The 17,030-nt window shown below is 39.9% G+C and carries 18 protein-coding genes; 6 read left to right on the top strand and 12 right to left on the bottom strand.

Annotated elements, in window-relative coordinates; translation table 11 throughout:
* Positions 1–637 precede the first annotated feature (637 nt).
* A complete protein-coding gene (locus AACW45_RS23075) occupies positions 638–2,647 on the bottom strand; it encodes a vWA domain-containing protein (protein ID WP_190635141.1) in 2,010 nt (669 codons plus the stop codon).
* Positions 2,648–3,506: 859 nt separating this feature from the next.
* Here AACW45_RS23075 and AACW45_RS23070 point away from each other — a divergent pair.
* Positions 3,507–4,028 (top strand): beta-lactamase hydrolase domain-containing protein, encoded by a 522-nt coding sequence (locus tag AACW45_RS23070; protein WP_199331220.1) that lies wholly within the window; start codon positions 3,507–3,509, stop codon positions 4,026–4,028.
* A 281-nt stretch (positions 4,029–4,309) separates the two neighbouring features.
* Here the strand turns inward: AACW45_RS23070 and AACW45_RS23065 are convergent, their stop codons facing one another.
* The 3 genes from AACW45_RS23065 to AACW45_RS23055 form a co-directional block, all read right to left on the bottom strand.
* Entirely contained in the window at positions 4,310–4,996 is a 687-nt protein-coding gene (locus AACW45_RS23065; RefSeq protein ID WP_190635139.1) for a hypothetical protein, read from the bottom strand.
* A gap of 721 nt (positions 4,997–5,717) precedes the next feature.
* Positions 5,718–6,194, bottom strand: coding sequence for a hypothetical protein (locus tag AACW45_RS23060; RefSeq protein WP_190635137.1), 477 nt, complete (start codon positions 6,192–6,194; stop codon positions 5,718–5,720).
* 94 nt (positions 6,195–6,288) lie between these two features.
* The gene (locus AACW45_RS23055; protein ID WP_339385086.1) at positions 6,289–7,116 is read right to left on the bottom strand and encodes a hypothetical protein; all 828 of its coding nucleotides are present in this window, start codon (positions 7,114–7,116) and stop codon (positions 6,289–6,291) included.
* Between the two features lie 46 nt (positions 7,117–7,162).
* Between AACW45_RS23055 and AACW45_RS23050 the strand changes: the two genes are divergently transcribed.
* The gene (locus AACW45_RS23050) at positions 7,163–8,335 is read left to right on the top strand and encodes a sigma-70 family RNA polymerase sigma factor (RefSeq protein ID WP_190635133.1); all 1,173 of its coding nucleotides are present in this window, start codon (positions 7,163–7,165) and stop codon (positions 8,333–8,335) included.
* On the opposite strand, the gene AACW45_RS23045 is transcribed toward AACW45_RS23050, so the two are convergent.
* Positions 8,314–8,439 (bottom strand): hypothetical protein, encoded by a 126-nt coding sequence (locus AACW45_RS23045; protein ID WP_277880426.1) that lies wholly within the window; start codon positions 8,437–8,439, stop codon positions 8,314–8,316. The genes AACW45_RS23050 and AACW45_RS23045 overlap by 22 nt on opposite strands.
* Before the next feature lie 39 nt (positions 8,440–8,478).
* Between AACW45_RS23045 and AACW45_RS23040 the strand changes: the two genes are divergently transcribed.
* On the top strand, positions 8,479–9,642 hold the full coding sequence (locus AACW45_RS23040; protein WP_373462098.1) for a DUF1822 family protein: 1,164 nt from the start codon (positions 8,479–8,481) through the stop codon (positions 9,640–9,642).
* 73 nt (positions 9,643–9,715) lie between these two features.
* Positions 9,716–10,183 carry a DUF4870 domain-containing protein gene (locus tag AACW45_RS23035; protein WP_190635131.1) on the top strand — a complete coding sequence of 156 codons (468 nt, stop codon included), beginning with the start codon at positions 9,716–9,718 and terminating at the stop codon, positions 10,181–10,183.
* A gap of 42 nt (positions 10,184–10,225) precedes the next feature.
* Here the strand turns inward: AACW45_RS23035 and AACW45_RS23030 are convergent, their stop codons facing one another.
* Complete coding sequence (locus AACW45_RS23030; RefSeq protein ID WP_190635129.1) at positions 10,226–11,470, bottom strand: RNA-guided endonuclease InsQ/TnpB family protein; 1,245 nt, start codon at positions 11,468–11,470, stop codon at positions 10,226–10,228.
* 448 nt (positions 11,471–11,918) lie between these two features.
* Positions 11,919–12,101 carry a CsbD family protein gene (locus tag AACW45_RS23025; RefSeq protein WP_190635127.1) on the bottom strand — a complete coding sequence of 61 codons (183 nt, stop codon included), beginning with the start codon at positions 12,099–12,101 and terminating at the stop codon, positions 11,919–11,921.
* A gap of 256 nt (positions 12,102–12,357) precedes the next feature.
* Between AACW45_RS23025 and AACW45_RS23020 the strand changes: the two genes are divergently transcribed.
* Together AACW45_RS23020 and AACW45_RS23015 are read left to right on the top strand one after the other, a co-directional pair.
* On the top strand, positions 12,358–13,230 hold the full coding sequence (locus AACW45_RS23020; RefSeq protein ID WP_190635254.1) for a TIGR02587 family membrane protein: 873 nt from the start codon (positions 12,358–12,360) through the stop codon (positions 13,228–13,230).
* Positions 13,227–13,631, top strand: coding sequence for a TIGR02588 family protein (locus tag AACW45_RS23015; RefSeq protein ID WP_190635125.1), 405 nt, complete (start codon positions 13,227–13,229; stop codon positions 13,629–13,631). Before AACW45_RS23020 ends, AACW45_RS23015 begins: the two co-directional genes overlap by 4 nt.
* A 13-nt stretch (positions 13,632–13,644) precedes the next feature.
* Here AACW45_RS23015 and AACW45_RS23010 read toward each other — a convergent pair whose 3' ends face one another.
* The 5 genes from AACW45_RS23010 to AACW45_RS22990 all read right to left on the bottom strand — a co-directional run.
* On the bottom strand, positions 13,645–13,947 hold the full coding sequence (locus AACW45_RS23010) for a hypothetical protein (RefSeq protein ID WP_199331219.1): 303 nt from the start codon (positions 13,945–13,947) through the stop codon (positions 13,645–13,647).
* An 18-nt stretch (positions 13,948–13,965) separates the two neighbouring features.
* Complete coding sequence (phnM, locus tag AACW45_RS23005; protein WP_277880425.1) at positions 13,966–15,192, bottom strand: phosphonate metabolism protein PhnM; 1,227 nt, start codon at positions 15,190–15,192, stop codon at positions 13,966–13,968.
* A 10-nt stretch (positions 15,193–15,202) separates the two neighbouring features.
* The gene (gene phnL, locus AACW45_RS23000) at positions 15,203–15,955 is read right to left on the bottom strand and encodes a phosphonate C-P lyase system protein PhnL (RefSeq protein ID WP_190635252.1); all 753 of its coding nucleotides are present in this window, start codon (positions 15,953–15,955) and stop codon (positions 15,203–15,205) included.
* 55 nt (positions 15,956–16,010) lie between these two features.
* A complete protein-coding gene (gene phnK / locus AACW45_RS22995; RefSeq protein ID WP_190635121.1) occupies positions 16,011–16,784 on the bottom strand; it encodes a phosphonate C-P lyase system protein PhnK in 774 nt (257 codons plus the stop codon).
* An 18-nt stretch (positions 16,785–16,802) separates the two neighbouring features.
* Positions 16,803–17,030, bottom strand: a 228-nt coding sequence (locus AACW45_RS22990; protein ID WP_190635119.1) for a phosphonate C-P lyase system protein PhnG, incomplete at its 5' end; no start/stop codon positions are given.

Raw genomic sequence — 17,030 nt, 5'->3', positions numbered from 1 at the left:
ACTGCTGATCCTTGCGTTTAATTTTTTCCAGCAAGTTCCCAAAGTATGCAAAATTGTCTGAATATTATATCATATCCGCCTAATCAATTGCGATTTCGTAGTGTAATACCAATTGGGGACATCCAATTTTTTAAATACCGAATAAATTTGTAGTGCGTAAAGCCTTCGGCATAGCTTCGCTTAACGCGTAGCGTGTCCGAAGGACAAACGTCTCGCTCGCTTTGGAAGATCAGCGAGCAAGACTTCGGCGTGAGCGCTCAGTCGAACGCTGCTCGCACTACGGAATATGGGTAATTTATTTTTTGTAATACCAATTGGAAAAAAGAATGCGACAGATTGTAGGGGCACTGGCACTGCCATGCCCTCTAGATTATTTTGATGTGTTGCAAAGATTATTTGAATTGGTATAAGTCCCTTGAAAAAAAGAATACGACAGATTGTAGGGGCACTGGCACTGCCATGCCCTCTAGATTATTTGAATTGGTATAAGTTCGGTAAACGCCAAGCAGCTTCCCGTTCGCGTAGTGTCTCCGCAGGAGAAGGGTAACCCAACACCCGAAAACTTCGGTATTGTTGGGTTTACACAAGGTAAGCCCAACCAACATTTATTTTCCCCCCTGCTACCTTCACGAAGATATTATTTCTTCCCGCTCAATGCTTGAGATTGCTCTACCAGACGAATAAACTCACCTCGATAGCCCTCTGTATCCTCACCTTTAGCTTGAGTTGCCAATTTGATTGCTAAATCATAATTAGCATTCCCCTTATACTCAGAATCACGTAGTACCATGCCAAAAGTAGCCACCGCCGCAGCAAATCTGAGGTTGGTTGAGGGTATCCGTTCGTTGCGGGAATCATCATCTTGGATAGTTTGGCTAATTAGTTGACTGTTACTGTCTTGAGGCAATTTATAACGCAATTTGACTTGCATTAACTCATTGCTGGTATTATCCACTTGAGTTACACCAGAACGCTGATAGCGCAAAGGGTCTACTGTTGGTAGTTTCACATCGCTCTTGATACCAGTAGGAACGATTTCATAAAGCGCTGTCACAGAATGACCAGATCCAATATCGCCTGCATCTTTCTTGTCATCATTAAAATCTTGGTTTTGCAACAAACGGTTTTCGTAGCCAATCAAGCGATAAGCCTGAACTTTCGCCGGATTAAATTCCACTTGAATTTTCACATCCTTGGCAATGGTAAATAAAGTTCCCCGGAGATCGTTGACTAAAACTTTTTTGGCTTCTAATAGGGTATCAATATAAGCGTAATTGCCGTTACCTTTATCGGCAAGTTGTTCCATTTTTGAGTCTTTGTAATTGCCAGTACCAAATCCTAATACTGTGAGAAAAATTCCTTGGTCTCGCTTCTGCTCAATTAATCGCGTCAGTTCCCCATCGCTAGAAACCCCGACGTTAAAATCTCCATCGGTAGCTAAAATTACTCTATTATTACCAGATTTCATCAGGTTTTGTTTAGCTATCTTGTAGGCGAGTTCAATACCTTCGCCGCCAGCAGTAGAACCTCCAGCCCGCAAGCGGTCAATTGCTGCCAAAATTTTTGCTTTCTGACTACCAGGAGTAGCAGGTAATACCAATCCCGCATTCCCCGCATAGACTACCAAACTGACTCGGTCTTCAGGACGCAGTTTATTTACTAGCAATTTCAGGGACTGTTGCACCAAGGGTAATTTATTGGGTTCATCCATAGAACCAGAGACATCAATCAGAAATACTAAGTTACTAGGTGGTAAAGTTTCGCTCTCGCTACGTTTACCTTGCAAACCTATCTGTACCAGCTTATGTTGGGGATTCCAAGGAGCAGCAGTTACTTCCGTCGTCACAGAAAAAGGGCGATCGCCTGTTGGTTGGGGATAATTGTATGTAAAATAGTTGATCAATTCTTCAATTCGCACTGCATCCTTGGGCGGTAATTCTCCTTGAGTAATAAACCGTCGCACGTTGCTGTAGGATGCTGTATCTACATCAATGGAAAAGGTAGAAAGTGGGTCATTATTGACAAGATGAAAGGCATTATCATCAATTCGGTTATAGTTTTCTGTGTTGAATCTATCTGGCTGAGGTTCAGGGCTAACGATTCCTCTGATCCTCATAGCTGGTAGTTTAGGGCTTGCTGGGCGGTTAACAGCTTGCTCTTGCGCAATTGATGGTAGGGGTTGAGTTTTACTATTACTCTCAGTAGCCGTTACACCAGTACTAGCATCCAATTCTTCTGTCTGTTTTTTGAGGATTGCTAACTCTGGCGCAAATTCAGACTGCAAACGTTGCAAGGTTTGTATATCTGCTGGGGTAACAATTTTCGGATCTGTCGCTATTAGTTGATTGCTACGATTCACACAGGCATTTAAGATGGTGGCAAACTCAGCTCTAGTTATAGGCAAAGTGCCAAAGTTGGCGATTGAGACAACACAACTATACTTTTGTACTAATGCTTGAAGTGACTGATAGTCAGGGTGATTGACTGGAATGGGGTTAGCTGCGGTAGAACTTTGAGGATTTTGATTGACTGGAATCGCCACCGTTGCAGATTGACGTAAAATTGCCATTCCGACTGACGGTATTAATAACAACATTGCTGCAATACTGATTCGCTGCCAGAGTTTGGATGGAATCGGGTAAGACATGGCTGAATTCTCACACTAATTCTTAAATCGGCTCAAAACCTCAGAGGATGTGTGGTAGCCCTATTTATTGAGACAGGGTTGTTGACATTTGAAGTTTCTCATTACCTAGAATAATCTTCAGCTACCAGGGATTTCATGGCTGTTACAGTTTTAGTAACTGTAACAAGTACTAATCAGTGATTATACCGAAATATCTGGAAAAAGCATTTCTCAAAAGAAAAATTTTTTTAAACACTCTTAAATCTATCGGAGAACTGTATAATAAATAAACTACTAAAAGTCGAGCGAGTAACCGTAGTTAACGGTCGCGATCGCAATCATCAAACAAAGTAAATATCAAAACCATCCATTGAGAGTGTTTGATGTTTGCGAAATTTGGTTGTGCTTGTTTGCATAGCTTTGCAAAACCGACTTACCAGCAGTTGCGCAGCTGCTGAGAAATATTGAGAATCGGGATTTTCTGTTAAATCCTGACTCTTTGTCTTGCATAGGTACTATTTACAGTTCAAAGGAGTGAACGTAACGCATTCCCCACGCATAAATGCGGGGGCTTTTAGTAGCCCTGAGATATAGCGGTTTGGTTCCTGTACAGGTTCCGAAACACTATTGCCCGAACCTCTAGGCGCGGTTACGATTAAACAGAGGATGTACTCATCCCCACGCCCCAAAAACACATTGTTTTGCCATTCAGCAAGCAGTGTGTTTCTACCCTAACAAGGCTACGCGACAGCCTTTACGTCTACTGGCGAAGCCGTTTCTGTGGGGTTACACAGTGCCTTTGCCCATTTCGACATATATGTATCATCTCATAAAACACAAGGTTTTTGACAGCGATTAAAATCGCCTGCGCCTTACCCCCATGTCTAAAGCCAGGGGCTTCCACGGCGCGAGGACTTTGGTGAACAACACTATTCGGATCAATGAAAATTTGACAACAACAGGACAAGTTATACAACAACAGCTACAACAAGCTAAACAAGAAGGTTTTAATTCAGTTTTAAATTTGCGATCGCCAGATGAGTTAGGATTTGTGAAGAATGAGCAACAGATAGTGGAAGCTTTGGGACTAGATTATGCAAATGTGCCCCTCAAGCTAGAAAATTTAAGTGAAGAGCTGATTACGCAAATCCTCACAACCTTAGATCAACTTCCCAAACCAACTGTTATCCATTGTGCTGCTGCGATGCGTTCCACAGCAATTGCATTGTTAAGCGTAGCAATTAACGAAGGATTAACACCAGAACAAACCTTAAATAAAGCCAAGAATCTCGGCTTTGGCTTCTTTGAACATGCTGGCGTCAGTCCACGCCTGAAGCAATTATTCATCAACTATTTGCATAAACATCAAAAGGTAAGTGTACCTTATGCATTGACTGTATAACATGAAAATTGCGATCGCCTGTTAGTCATTGGTAGAAAAATCTTTTAAATCCCCCTAAATCCTCCTTGTTAAGGGAGACTTTGATTCTTTTCCCCCCTTGTTCAAGGGGGGTTAGGGGGGATCGATTAGTATGAAGATACAGCCAATCACTTTTCAAACAACCTCTTACACTTGACCTATTAAGCATACCTGCATTATTCTCACCTGCCAATGCATAGAGTGTAAAAAGTTCTGTTTTGGCAGGTTGAGTTATAATCGTTTGTTTACTAATTTAAATTAGCTTAAAAATCTTTATTTATCTTAGACAACCGCAATAGACTGTTGATTTCTCGCCCACATAACCTTGTTAAATAAGTCAACCAAGTACTAATACCAATTATTTTGAATATATCTTCCATTACAGCAACAATATGGTGATTATGAATTTTATCAGACAATATTGATAAAATAAAAAAAACTACAGATGCAGATAGAATGATAAACTCCGTTTTCTTGATTGCTTTAAAGTTTTTACCAAAACCAAATAATATTGTCATTAAATATAGAACATAAAATAACTTTTCTGGAAACTTTAAATATAGAGGAAAAACTTCCTCGTGCAACATCAATAAATCGTCAAGCGTTAAGAAAGATGTTAACAGTCCAGAAAATAATAAAAACCCAGCTAATTCCTGAGAACGATTATTTTGGTTGAGAATTGCATAACTAAACAGACAAATTGTTGCACAAGAACACCATAGCAATATACCAATATTTGAGAACAATCCAATGTAAAAAGGTGTATTAGTAAGTGCTGCTGGATCTCTTGTTAAATAACCTAGCCCAGTTTTCTGCCCTATATTCAAGAGGAGAAAAATTAAAGTGACTGGTGTGATTGTTGCTAAAAATGTGAAAAATACAATTTTTATTTGATAACTAGGCTTTGTTTGACTAGGATGGATTAAATTTTTATCAATTAAATCTTTCATAAATCTTACCAATCCTTATTGTAAACTCGTATTTCTACATATCAACACATCAATATAATTGCTACTCTCAGAAATTTAATTATGAAAAAATTGATTAAGACTTTTCCGATAAAATGTTAATATTCGCTGCTTCATCAAGCATAAATAATTAACCCAAAAATTATTTTTTGAGTGCAAATATTATTTGATTTTTGCAACCCTAAATGCTGGCTTATGCACCTATCTTAAAATGGACTCCGATAAAGCGTCAGTTTAATTTAAGCTTATCTAAAAATTAATTTAAGGTTAATTAATCACTATGTATAGTTGCACATGTATAAGAAAATATCAAGATTATTGTGTTTGATTTTTTTAAAGTTTTGATGAAGCATGACTGCCATATCAGAATAATTACTTAGAACATCTATCAACAGATAGATTTATGTTGAGTCGATAGAATTAAGTGAAGAAATTGACTCTAGAGACAACTTAAAACCAACCAAAAAATATTAGCTTGAGGCTGTTGAAAACATCAATGTAATTAACTAAATAAAGCAATTATCAATCTTCCCTACTGCTTTTCCAGAAGATAATTAAATAATTCAACATAAATAGACTAGAAATGCTTACCAGTATTTTCATTACATCGCTTTAATTAAGTATTAAAAAACCACAGATAAACAGCAAAGAATGCGGATATCTGTGGTAAATAACTATCTATTTGTCAATTTGTAAATCTAAATCATCTGCTAGGCTTGATTGGAGATATTTGTACATCTAGAGGAACTCTCACCTTAAGAGATTTTTGGAAGTAGTCGCGGCTATAATAATTTTGCCGACCGCTATTATCTAAAAACTGGGTGAAGCTTTGCAACATGATTTGAGAACCAGCATGATTTAAGGTTAATAATGTATTGGAAAAACCTTGATTATAGTTAGCTGTTCCATAGGTATGGTTAGTATCTTGCACATTCAAACCATAGGTAACAACTGATGTTGTTCCCCAATCACAATCTGTGGGATGACATTTACCAAACACTTGAATATTTAATTTATTGCTACCTGCTGAGGTAACAACTAAGCGAGTTACACCACGAGTATTGCTATCTTTATTCACCCAAGTACCAATGAAATCAGCAGGTGCTGCTAATGTAGGACTAATTAGAGAAGCAGCTAAACTTACACTAGAAGCAGCAATCATCAAATAACGTTTCAACATTTTATTACTCCATTATTAGTAATTTATTTTGGGATTTGTCTAGAAATATGAGATAGATATTGGCAGAAATTAGTAATATAAATTTCCTAATTTATTACTGCCATTTTTCACTCCAAGCACCTGTAACTTTAAAACCGCCACCGACAGGAGTTAACTGCAATGAACCCCAATTAAAGGTGTTACAAATAGGGCCGAAACCATTACCGCAAATATCGCCAGCACCGTAACCATTAAATGAACGAGTACCGATGTGGGAATAAGTAGAACCGCCCCAATTACCGTTACCAAACCAAGTGGTATTCTTGAGTCCGACACGGAGAACACAACGCAATCCTTCACCGTTGCGAGTTCCATTTAAATCAGAAACTTTGTATTCATCAAAATAGCCACCACAAGTTTTTGGTCTGGGTAAAGGTTGATAGTTAGTAGCTGAGACTAATTGCCATTCTTCATTCCATGCACCAGTGACACGAATAGTTGAAGAATTGATGAATTGGACGTTGAGATTTCCGGGAAAGTTATTGTTGATATCTTCGCCATTTCCGTGAATATCCGATGCAAAGCCGATAAGGTTAGCACCTCGGTAAATTGCCTGTCCTACGTGACGGTAAGTAGCGCCACCCCAATTACCTTCGCCGTACCAGGCTAGTCTGGGGATTTTCGTTCCTGGTCTACCTTCACTGAGTTTGACGCAACGGATACCTTGACCTTGACGGTTATCTAAAGGCTTAACAATGTAAGTCCGCAGATGGGGGCCGCAATTAAAGCTGGGTACTTGAGTCAAATGTATATTTTTGATTACAGGAATTTGGGCTACAGCACTAGTTACTGTAGTTAGGGCTACCATACTAGCAAGTGCTAAAGATTTCATTGAAAGTCGCAACATGATTCTCATCCGGTGTAGTAAAGTTTGTGGAGGCACTTTATTAATGCCTTCACTACTTCTCTAGGTAGGCTTTACGTTTTTTATGCACCCTCGGCAAAGCATCATTGAAAATTTTTCAACTTTTGTGCAATTTGTTGCCGATCGCTTTAGTCATTGGGCGACAGAATCAAAATTGCGTAGCAGTATGCAAAGTTGTCTCAAACGCACACCGCAGGAAACTTCGGAGTATTTTTGGGCGCTTTACTGGTATAAGTTTTGGCAAGTTCCGGAAACTCAATCTTTAGCAAAGCAACATCTGGCGGCTTATTTGCAAGAGTCTTGCTATTGGGTATCGCAAAAAACCGTCAATAGTTTTGCTAGTACCCAGTATCAATTATCAGATTGTTTTCAAATAGCGATCGCGCAAATCGATCGCGTCCTCAAAGGTTTTAACCCCAATCACGGTTATACTCTTAAAAACTACGCCAGCCCCATTTTTGCTAGCGCCATTCGCGAAACTTTACGCCAACGTCATGAAGTCGATATCTGTACAGATTGGGCTTTGTTACGCAAAATTTCCCAAAAGCGTTTACAGGAAGCGTTGCAAACTGCGGGTTTAACTAAAGATGATGTTCATAGCTACATCCTAGCGTGGAACTGTTTTAAAACCTTGTATCTTCCCACCAGTACCGGAACCTCGCGCCAACTTTCTCGACCAGACGATCGCCTTTGGGATGCGATCGCCAAAGCTTACAATAGCCAAAGTAGCCAACAGCAAAATATTTCTACTATAGAAAAGTGGTTACTTCATGCAGCTAAAATCACCCGCAAATATCTTTATCCCAGCGCCGAATCTCTCAATATCACTCAAGGTGGCGATAATTCTTGGGAATTACTCGATAATTTGCCCGGAAATCAACAACCATCCTTAATTGAGGAATTTATTACCCAAGAAGAAGAAACAACCAGAACTTCGCAGCAAACGGAAATTAACCAAATTTTAGCTGATGCGATCGCTCAATTAGAACCAGAGGCGCAACAGATTCTTCAACTGTACTACGCTCAAGGACTCAACCAGGATAAAATCGCCAAACACTTAGAAATCAAGCAGTATACTGTATCACGGCGATTGACCAAAGCCAGGGAAAATTTACTCAAATCTTTAGGGACTTGGAGTCGAGACACCCTGCATATTTCCCTCACTCCCGACCTACTCAAAAGTATGAGTACAGTAATGGAAGAATGGTTACAAAGCTATTTAGGGCATGGGGCATAGGAAACTGTTGACTGTTGACCGTTGACTGTTGACCGTTGACCGTTGACTGTTGACCGTTGACCGTTGACTGTTGGCTGTTCCTTCTTACTACTGACAACTGACAACTGACAACTGACTATTAACAATTTCCCGGAGGAACCGCCATGAATGCAATGATTTTTGCTAATCCCACAGATTTATTGTTAGAAATTCCCGTTAACGTGCAAAATCGGGCGGATATTCAGAGTCCATCTTTCTCTAACCCCCTTTCTCGCTATCAAGGCTATATTAATGAACTTTGCCTAGGTGCAGTCTTGCCTTGGTTGCAAGAAGATTTTGCACCACAGGCAAAGGTCTGGCCAACTACCACTGCTTTACCTAGTTTTTGGGAACTGGTAAATGGAACCGCAGTCTTAATAGACGACAAACGCTTTATTTTAGTTCCCAGTGAAACCATAGATTTAAGTGAAATCCGCGTACCCCAAGAATGGGTGGATTTACTTAGCTGGGCTGGTGATTATTATTTAGCTGTGCAAGTGGAAGCAGATGAAGGCTATGTCAGGGTTTGGGGTTATTGTACTCACGCACAACTGAAGGAACAAGGAAATTACGATCCAAGCGATCGCACTTATTCTCTAGATAGTACTGAACTGATTAATGACATGAGTGTATTAGCTGTTACCCAAGAACTTTGCCCGCAAATAGCCACCCGCAGTGAAATTGCAACCTTGCCCAGCCTACCACAAGCACAAGCTCAAAACCTCATTGCCCGCCTGGGAAAGTCCGAAATCTTGACACCGCGTTTAGACATTCCTTTTTCACTTTGGGGTGGGTTAATTGAACATGGGGGTTGGCGAAAAAGCTTATATCAGCAGCGTTTGGGGATTACCGAACAATGGTCTATTTTACAATGGTTGCAAAGCGGCGTTTCTCAAGTGGCGGAAACTATCGGCTGGGAACGATTAAATCTGCAATTGAATTTTTTGGGTAGTAGAGGTGTAGAAGAAACACAACCTGATTCTATCCTGTCTCGCCAATTAGCGATCGCGGGGCAAACCTACGAACTCTTAGTTATTCTCCAAGGCGAACCAGATGAACCCATTTGGCGCTTTCAATTGCGTAACGCCACAGTAGGCGCAGCTATCCCTGGTGGCTTTAAATTGCGACTACTCACCGAAGATTTACAACCATTCCCTAATAATGAAGATATCGCCGCAACTGCTGTAGAACAACTTTTTGTAGAAGTTGCCCTAGAACCAGGTGAAGGTATAGTCTGGGAAATAGAACCACTTCCAGATAATTATGACCGCGAAATACTCAAATTTTAAATTTTGGCTGGGCTTTTTTTATAGATACTAAGATGGAGGATTATTTCTTCAATTCACTGCAAATTAAAAATCCATGAGAGAAAAACCAAAACAACAAATGCGTATCTGGGCGATGTGTTGCCATCTCTCGGCTTTATGCGCATGGATGTTATTATTTTTTTTGGTATTTCTCGGTATTCCCTTATATCTCCCGTTAAATATTTTCTTTCCCCTCATAATCTGGCGCTTAAATAAATCTAAATCCCCTTGGGTAGATTTTCAGGGTAAAGAATCATTAAATTTCCAAATTTCTCTCACAGTTTATATTTTGATTATAATTCTCTTGTCTTTGCTGATGCTGCTCACTATTTGTGGTATAGCAGTAACAACTAATAGTACAGGACAAGAAATCAAAGCACTTTTAGATATTTTATTATTGCTCTGGTTCGCAATTACATCATTAATGATATTACTACAAATATTTTTAGTAACTTTTGCTGCTGTAAAAGCTTATCACGGCGAACATTATCGCTATCCTTGGACAGTGAGATTTCTCAGTTGACGCTCCCCGCATTTCGCTTCGCTACATACGGGGATTCTTGTTTCACTGAGCAACCTTGCCTAGACTTGTTACCAAATCTGGGTAGAGGGTCATCTCTCCACAAGCGTTAACACTTCGGCTTCGCTCAGTGTTAAAGCCGAGCGAAGTCGAGGCTTTAAAAGTTTCGGTGCGCCCCACCGTACTTATGTCTAAGTTAGTTTGTTTCAAGGCTTTGTTCAGTATGTTAATACTGGCATTTAAATCCCTGTCGAGTACGCACCCACACTTACAGATATGAGTGCGTACAGATAGGGATTTCTTCACAGTTTCACCACAGGATGAGCATTTTTGACTGGTAAATTTCGGGTCAACAGGTACAACAACTCGACCGTATATTTTCCCAAAATATTCTATCCATTGGGTGAACAACGACCATGAAACATCACTAATAGACTTCGCAAGCTTGCTATTTTTAACCATATTTTTCACTTGCAGTTTTTCATACGCCACAAGGTCGTTAGACCTTACCACGCATAACGCTTGCTTAACTGCGTTATCTTTACGCTGGCGCGAAACTTTCAAGTGTTTTCTGCCAAGACGGTTAATAGCTTTCCTGCGATTATTAGACCCTTTCTTTTTACGACTAACCTGTTTTTGAAGACGCTTTAACGCCTTCTCTGACCTGCGTAAATATCTAGAGTTCTCTACTGTATTACCCTGCGAGTCAGTATAGAAATGATTCAAACCAACATCTAAGCCTATCGTTTTACCTGTTGGTTGAGTATCTATATTACGTTCTGCATCTACGCAAAATTGGACGTAGTAGCCATCTGAACGCTTAACTATTCTGACTCGCTTGATTTGTTTAACTTGGTAAAAGTGTAAGTCCCAAGTTCCAATTAACTTCAGTTGACCAATATTACATTTATCTGTGAATTTAATGTACTTGCGGTCATCTGAAAGCTTCCATCCGCTTAGTTTATATTCAACTGAGCGATTATTTCTTTGGAATCTTGGATACCCTTTTTTACCCGGAATTTTAGCTTTGCAATTATCAAAAAATCTCTTGATTGCAAATGCTGTTCTTTCTGCTGCTGCTTGTCTTGCTGAGGAATTTAATTTATCAGCAAAGTCAAACTCGTTGGCTATAACAGCAGTATATTTATTCAAGTCGTAAGGCTTAACACCACGATTGTCCATCCAAAACCGCAAGCACTTGTTACGGACAAATTTAGTAATCCGTAAAGCTTCATCTATCTGTTGATATTGTCGCAAAGTGCCTTTAGCTTTGAACTCAAAAACAATCATTGTTTCTACCTTATCGACCTGAAAGTATTTTAGGGTATTTTAGGGAGTAATACAATCCCTAAAATTGTTAAATACTCAACTACCCCTTTTTCTGTTCTTGCTCCGCAAGAAATCAATCAAGGGGTGTCTCAACAACTACTGCCTTTCATCCCCACACTCCGTTTCACTGCGTATGGGGTCTTCCCGGCAAAGGAGATAAAATTACGGGAGCATCCCAATTTTGACGCAATACCCTAGAAGGGTATTGCTATAGCAACAAAGCCTGCAAAGGTAGGCTAAAAGTTTGATAGCCTGCAAAGGCAGGCTTCGTATTTCTAGCCCCACCCTTATAGGGTGAGGGCGTTTTTACACATTTGGGATGCTCCCAAAATTACAGTGTTTTTTAACTAAATGCACTAGGGGCACAACATTGTTGTGCCCTAAAAATATCTATATATAGATGAAATAACTAGTTTATAGTTTTTTTGATTTCATCTTTGATATTTTCTGCAGTGTGAGTGATTTTGGCATCAGCTTGCTTGGCTTTACCTTCAGCCTTATCTGCGGGATTACCAGTCACTTCACCGACGATTTCTTGAAGTTTACCTTCAATATTTTTAGCAGTAGCTTCTACTCTTTTTTCAATACTCATAGTTTCTCTGTTCAGCCATTAGCTGTATTTATTGACAAAAAATAATCTACATTATCCACTAACGTCATGTATCTATCATCAGATAGCTTATCGATTTATGATTATCTCTACTTAAGATAGATGCAAAATTAAAAACTCTATATTAAAGAATAATATATGTAGATTTTGATAATTTCAGCTAGCAGATACATTAATCAAATTTTACACATAAAAGATTTTTGGGAATAAAAAAAATGATTTTTCATCTAAGGAAAGTATAGGAGTGAACGCAAAACGCCGGAAAAATGTTTGGAGAAGTGAGATTAATGACATCATTCGCGGTACCTGTGGCGGGTTTTTATTTGGGATTCCCTTGCTGTATACAATGGAAGTATGGTGGATTGGATCGCTAGCAAAACCTCAACTAATGATGACAGCGATCGCATTGATGTTTATTGGTGTCTTTTTACTCAATAAAAGCGAAGGCTTCCGCAAACGCCAACGCAGAAAGCGCCCTTACGAAGCAGTTGTAGATACTGTAGAGGCGATCGCGATCGGGTTAGCATGTTCTAGCTTTATATTATTTCTCTTACAAGAATTAACCATTGAAACACCTCTAAAAGAAAGCTTAGGGAAAATTATTTTTGAAAGCGTACCTTTTACCCTTGGTGTAGCATTAGCCAATCACTTTTTAGGAGATGCTGAAGGTAGTAATGCAGGAGAAACTGAAAAGAAAAAACCCAAGAGTGAAATATCTGCCACTCTTGCTGATTTAGGTGCAACAGTAATTGGTGCTACTGTCATAGCATTTAATATCGCCCCTACAGATGAAATTCCCATGCTAGCCGCCACAGTTTCACCATCTTGGCAATTAGCAATTATCGCCACATCCTTAATAGTTTCCTATGGCATCGTCTTTCAAGCTGGCTTTGCCGATCAGCAAAAACGAAGGCAACAAAAAGGCATTTTTCAAAGACCATCTGGTGAAACTATTATGTCTTACTTAGTTTCACTTTTAGCGGCTGCAATGATGCTATGGTTCTTTCAAAAGCTAACATTAAGCGACCCTTGGACAATGTGGTTAGATCATACATTAATGCTGGGTTTACCTGCAACTATTGGCGGTGCAGCAGGGAGGTTAGCAATATGAATAATACAGAAGAAAATTACCAGCAAGAACGTTCTCTGGCTGAATGGGTAACATTTAGTATAGCTTCCTTTATCTTGGCAGTAATAGTTGGTTTAGTAGGATATACCTGGTTAACAGATAAAAATCAACCACCAATTGTCTCTGTTTCCAATAAACAAACAATCCGCGAGAGTGATGGAAAATTTTATGTTCCTTTTGAAGTCATCAATACAGGTGGAGACACGGCTGAGTCAGTGCAAATAATCGCTGAATTAGAAGTTGATGGTGAAGTTAAGGAAACTGGAGAACAACAAATTGACTTTTTATCGCGTGGAGAAACCGAAGAAGGCGCATTTATTTTTAGCCAAAATCCTAACCAAGGTAAATTAATTATTCGCGTTGCTAGCTACAAGCTACCTTAGTTAAGGTTTGTAATCATAGCGATCGCCACAAAGCTTTAGTATAAGGATGACGTAGATTTCCAGATGTGAAATCACCAGCCTTCGCCACTACTAGGGTTGTTCCTGCATAAAACACAGCCACGCGAACGTACAGTTGTAACGCCGCTTCTAAGTCATGAGTAATTAAAATTACACCTTTTCCCTCATGAGCCAGTTCCCGCAGATGATTCAGCGTCTCTACTACAATCTCTGGATGTAGCCCAGGAGTAGGTTCATCAGCAATTAACAATTCAGCACACTCTATTGCTGCTGTAGCAACCAGCACGCGCCGCGCCATACCTCCAGAAATGTCAAATTAAGCAACGCGATCGCCTCGGCAGATAGTTGCAGTTAAACGAGGTACGATCCCATCATCATGTACAGCGATAAAATCTGCTCTTTTGCCGATTTCTAGACTACCGCGATCGCTAAATACATTAATGGCTTTTGCTGGATTACTGGTAAATAATTGCATCGCTTCGTAAATCGGCTTTTCTGTCTTCTGTGCAATCATAAAAATGGATTGTAATAAGCTTTGGGGAACGTAATCAGAAGAAATTACATCCACTAAATTTTGCAATACCAATTCCATTGCAGAAACATTACCAGAATGAGAACCACCCAACACTAAATTAGGCGCACCCATTAATACTTGTAATCCTAAATTGTGCGCTGCTTTAGCTGCTTCTAAGGTAGTGGGAAATTCCGCTAATACTGCACCATCTTGTACCGCTTCCTTAACGTGTTCTACAGTAGCATCATCATGACTTGCTAAGGAAATACCTTGAGTTTTGGCGAGTTCTACTAAGGCTGTCCGGTGTTTTTGTGCATATATTTCTTGTTTTTGCTGACGAGTTGAAATAAATTCATCCATTTGAGCGGCACTCACACCATGTTTACCCATGTAATATTCTTTAAATTTATCCAACCGAATAAATTGACGTTGTCCAGGGGTGTGATCCATCAATGAAATCATCGATAACAGAGGATGATTGATATATTGTGCTGTAATTTCATAGACCTGTTCATAAGCTAATTCACAGCGTAAATGCAGGCGATGTTCTACACAAAAGCGTCCGGCTATTTGTCCTTGGGAAACAACATCAATCATCGGTGCATAGTTAATTAAGCGCGGAGAACCAGCCGCTACATCACCAATTGCGATCGCATCACATACTGTTGTAACTCCAGCGCTGGCTAAATCGCGATCGTGATACACTGCTGCGGCTTCTAATGGCCAGCGAATACCAGGACGAGGAGACATACAGCGTTCTAGATTGTCGGTGTGTAACTCAATCAATCCAGGTAAAAGATAATCTCCCTCACCATTTTGTCCCTGACTCACAACTCCTGGTTGAATATCAGCAATCAATCCATTTCTGACTACTAAAGTACCTAGTATTTCTTGATTTGGTAGTTGCAGACGATAGTTAGTGTAAATCTGCTCGTTCATAATAATTTGTTGACTGGTGACTGGTGACTGATGACTGGTGACTGGGAATTGTAAATGCTTTGTTGGGATGGTTAAGAAATCAACCGTCAACCGTCAACCATCAACTATTAAAAATTAATTCGCGGTTGCAGAGTTGCGTAGACGTGGAACGGCTTGTCGCTAGACATCGCACTTCTTCATCATGAAAAATTCCAATTAATGAACAGCCTTGATTTTTGCGTTCTTGTAATAGTTCAATCACTACCTGACGATTACTAGCATCTAAGGCTGAAGTTGGTTCATCTAGTAGTAATATTGGATAATTAACTACTAATGCTCTGGCAATATTTACCCGTTGTTTTTCACCACCAGAAAAAGTTGTGGGAGAAAGCTGCCATAATCTTTCTGCAAGGTTGAGGCGACGAAATAAGTCTTTAACTTTGTTATATGCAATATCTATATTTATGCCTAATTCTAATAGTGGTTCGGCAGCTACATCTAGGGCTGGTACTCTAGGAATTACTCTTAAAAATTGGCTGACATATCCCATAGTTTTCTGGCGAACTGCTAAAATTTCGTGGGGTGCGAGTTGGCATAAATCAAGCCAAGATTCTTCATGTTTCACCCAAACTGAACCACTATCAACGCGATAATTTGCATATAAGCAGCGCATAAATGTAGATTTCCCAGTACCAGATGCTCCAGAAAGAGCGATACATTCTCCCGCATTAACTGTCAAAGAAACTCCTTCTAAAACAGAAAGTTGCATTCCTCCTTGCTGATGCAAAGTAAAACTTTTTCGTAAGTTTTCTACTTGCAAAAGTGCTTGGCTAGAAAATTCTACTGATCGATGGTTAAGAGTTAATGATTGCATGGTTAAAAAGTGCCAATAAGAGACAGTCATCAGTCAACCGTCAACCGTCAACAAATTATGGTATTAAAGCTGCGCTGACTAATAGTTGAGTGTAAGGATGTTGTGGATCGTCAAGTACTTGATCGGTTAAGCCTGATTCCACTACTTGTCCTTGTTGCATGACTAGCAATCTGTGCGCTAGTAGCCTAACTACGCCGATATCGTGAGTTACTATGATGACGCTGAGGCGAAAATTGCGAACAAGCGATCGCAATAAATCCAATAACCTCGCTTGTACTGAAACATCCAACCCACCTGTCGGTTCATCCATCAAAATCAACCGAGGACGTGTAACTAACACACGGGCTAGTTGTAATCTTTGTTGCATCCCTCCAGAAAATTGCACTGGTAAATCATCTATCCTTACTGGGTCAATTTCTACTTGTTGTAGCCAGTGTGCGGCTTCATCCCGAATATTACCGTAGTGTCGCACTCCTACATCTAGAAGGCGTTCACCGATATTTGCTCCCGCACTCACCCGCATTCGCAACCCATCACGAGGATTTTGCTGGACAAAACCCCATTCAGTTCGCATTAATAACCGTCGTTTAGCTTCCGCAAGTTGAAAAACTTCTATGTCTTCATCTTTACGGTTGTTATAAGTAACATTACCTTGTTCAACAGTGATGTGATTGGCGATCGCACTCAGCAAAGTAGATTTACCCGAACCTGATTCACCCACAATACCGAGAACTTGGCCAGGATAAAGATTAAACGAGATGCGATCGCAAGCCTTAATCGCACCGTAAGATTTACTCAGATGATGAACTTGTAAAAGAGGTTTTGTCATTTGTCATTTGTAATAATTTCAATAGTTTGCTTGATTTCCATATCCAAATCCGGCGATCGCTTCTTCTAGGTTCTCTAATTGCACAACGCAGCGAGTCATGGTGATTTCGCCTAAATTAAACGCCTCCCCTGTACCGCCAGCACGTCCCCGCACCATCGCCAGTCCAATCTCTGGAGAGCGTAAAAAGCTATATTCGGGCAAATTACCCAAGTTTTTTACCAGTTTTTCTAATAGCTCTAACTCAGC

The sequence above is a fragment of the Calothrix sp. FACHB-168 genome (genome assembly GCF_963889195.1).
Taxonomy (GTDB): Bacteria; Cyanobacteriota; Cyanobacteriia; order Cyanobacteriales; family Nostocaceae; genus Aulosira; species Aulosira anomala_A.
The sequence above is the reverse complement of the archived record's forward strand: the minus strand, read 5'-3'. Positions and strand labels throughout refer to the sequence as shown.

Bases quoted from the DNA above. Each gene is read 5' to 3' on its own strand.
- phnK (WP_190635121.1), bottom strand. From the start codon at position 16,784: ATGACAAAACCTCTTTTACAAGTTCATCATCTGAGTAAATCTTACGGT.
- AACW45_RS23050 (WP_190635133.1), top strand. From the start codon at position 7,163: ATGCACCCTCGGCAAAGCATCATTGAAAATTTTTCAACTTTTGTGCAA.
- AACW45_RS23015 (WP_190635125.1), top strand. From the start codon at position 13,227: ATGAATAATACAGAAGAAAATTACCAGCAAGAACGTTCTCTGGCTGAA.
- AACW45_RS23075 (WP_190635141.1), bottom strand. From the start codon at position 2,647: ATGTCTTACCCGATTCCATCCAAACTCTGGCAGCGAATCAGTATTGCA.
- AACW45_RS23035 (WP_190635131.1), top strand. From the start codon at position 9,716: ATGAGAGAAAAACCAAAACAACAAATGCGTATCTGGGCGATGTGTTGC.
- AACW45_RS23010 (WP_199331219.1), bottom strand. From the start codon at position 13,947: ATGGCGCGGCGCGTGCTGGTTGCTACAGCAGCAATAGAGTGTGCTGAA.
- AACW45_RS23030 (WP_190635129.1), bottom strand. From the start codon at position 11,470: ATGATTGTTTTTGAGTTCAAAGCTAAAGGCACTTTGCGACAATATCAA.
- phnL (WP_190635252.1), bottom strand. From the start codon at position 15,955: ATGCAATCATTAACTCTTAACCATCGATCAGTAGAATTTTCTAGCCAA.
- AACW45_RS23025 (WP_190635127.1), bottom strand. From the start codon at position 12,101: ATGAGTATTGAAAAAAGAGTAGAAGCTACTGCTAAAAATATTGAAGGT.
- AACW45_RS23070 (WP_199331220.1), top strand. From the start codon at position 3,507: ATGTCTAAAGCCAGGGGCTTCCACGGCGCGAGGACTTTGGTGAACAAC.
- AACW45_RS23040 (WP_373462098.1), top strand. From the start codon at position 8,479: ATGAATGCAATGATTTTTGCTAATCCCACAGATTTATTGTTAGAAATT.
- AACW45_RS23060 (WP_190635137.1), bottom strand. From the start codon at position 6,194: ATGTTGAAACGTTATTTGATGATTGCTGCTTCTAGTGTAAGTTTAGCT.
- AACW45_RS23065 (WP_190635139.1), bottom strand. From the start codon at position 4,996: ATGAAAGATTTAATTGATAAAAATTTAATCCATCCTAGTCAAACAAAG.